1 protein-coding gene and 1 pseudogene are annotated in these 1513 nt (G+C 58.6%); one reads left to right on the top strand and one right to left on the bottom strand.

The features are described from left to right. A pseudogene (locus T432_RS08990) lies at positions 1 to 281 on the top strand (transposase); the annotation flags it as partial. 84 nt (positions 282 to 365) lie between these two features. Here T432_RS08990 and T432_RS08985 read toward each other — a convergent pair. After that, positions 366 to 1513, bottom strand: a 1148-nt coding sequence (locus tag T432_RS08985; RefSeq protein ID WP_028884786.1) for an IS4-like element ISDra7 family transposase, incomplete at its 5' end; no start/stop codon positions are given.

Below are 1513 nucleotides of genomic sequence, written 5' to 3'. Positions count from 1 at the left end.
CAAATACTGTCTGGGCCAGCGATATCACCTATATCCCAACCAAAGAAGGCTGGTTATACCTGGCCGTGACGATGGACTTGTTCGCCAGGACGATTGCGGGCTGGTCGATGGAGAACACCATGACGGCTCAACTGCCGCTGAATGCCCTGAATATGGCGGTGAGCAGGCGGAAACCGTCTGCCGGACTCATTCATCACAGCGACCGAGGCAGTCAATACGCTAGCCAGGCCTTTCAAAACGCTCTGAGGGAGAACGAAATGCTGTGCAGCATGAGTAATAAGTGGGGTTGACCCGCTTTTACAATGGTTCGTGCAGTTTTAGGCGGCTTTAAGTCCGAAATCCAGCGGACTGAACGGCGAATTCGCTCATTCTTCAAAGCGAGCCGAGAGGTCCAGATTGGATAAAATGACCTGGGCCAGCAGGGCGTTATACGCCCTGCGTTTCATGTCTTCGAGACTGAACACCAGATCCTGCCCGCCACCTGCCGCTCGCAGGGCCTCCAGTCGGCAAAGATTCAGGGTCAGCAGCACCACGTTCCAATGCGCCTCGATGCCCTGCTGTGACCGCAGTTGCACATCCTGGCCCCCCAGGAACTGTTTGGCATCCCGGAAGATCAGTTCGATCTCAAAGCGGCTTCGATACAGCGCCATGACCTCATGAGCCGGCATGGTCACAGCGGTGCTGAACAGCACCGCGTAGCCGGTGACCTGACCCTTTTTACCAATCTGCTGAATGACGACTGCGCGCACTTCCCGCGCCCACTGCACGCTCCAGACCACCTGCGTCCACACCCGCTCAGTCGGCCTTGCAGAGACGAGGTCGAAGCGCTGCAGGTCACTGAAGTCCACCTTACCGTCGAACTTCTTCTTTCGCCCCCGTCGTCTGGGATGCTCACCGGTGTAGAGGTCGTTGAGGTTGGCGTTGCGAGGCAATCTGGAGATAAACGGGAGACCGTGACCCGTCACGGTCTCCACGATGGGTTCCTTCGCGTAATTCCCGTCGGCAACGACAGCAGCCAGATCAAGCTGTTGAACAGTCCGGAGATCGAGCAGCACGTCATCCAGCTGATCGGCGGTCTGTTCCAGACGAGTTGGAGCCTCAGACCCGGTCAGGGTCTGACGGACATCGACCGTCAAGGCCTGCCGGTGCTGGACATCAATGAGGGCACAACAGGATTGCTCGATTCCGCGTTCGGTCCGCGCGGCACAGCCATTCCAGAACGAGCCGAGGTGTGCGGTGTGCTGACCGGCTTTGCGGTGAAAAGAGGCGTCGATGGCCAGAACGCACAGTGGGCTGATCAGCCCACTCTCGATTGCTGTACTGACAGTCGCCTGGTGTAACGCGCCCCACGGAATGGCCCCATCGTCACTTCGGTGCAGCCAACGACGAATCGTACTCTCCGAGCAGGCTGCATACCGGGAGAGATTCAGGGCGTTCAGCCGTCCAGGAACAGCGAGAAAAACGCTGAGCAGCACGGTCAGGAAATTCCGCTGCGTCTTGCGCAGCGGGACCG

The sequence above is a fragment of the Taylorella asinigenitalis ATCC 700933 genome (genome assembly GCF_000687755.1).
GTDB lineage: Bacteria > Pseudomonadota > Gammaproteobacteria > Burkholderiales > Burkholderiaceae_B > Taylorella > Taylorella asinigenitalis.
Note: the sequence above shows the minus strand (reverse complement) of the source record. Positions and strands in the feature narration are given on the sequence as shown.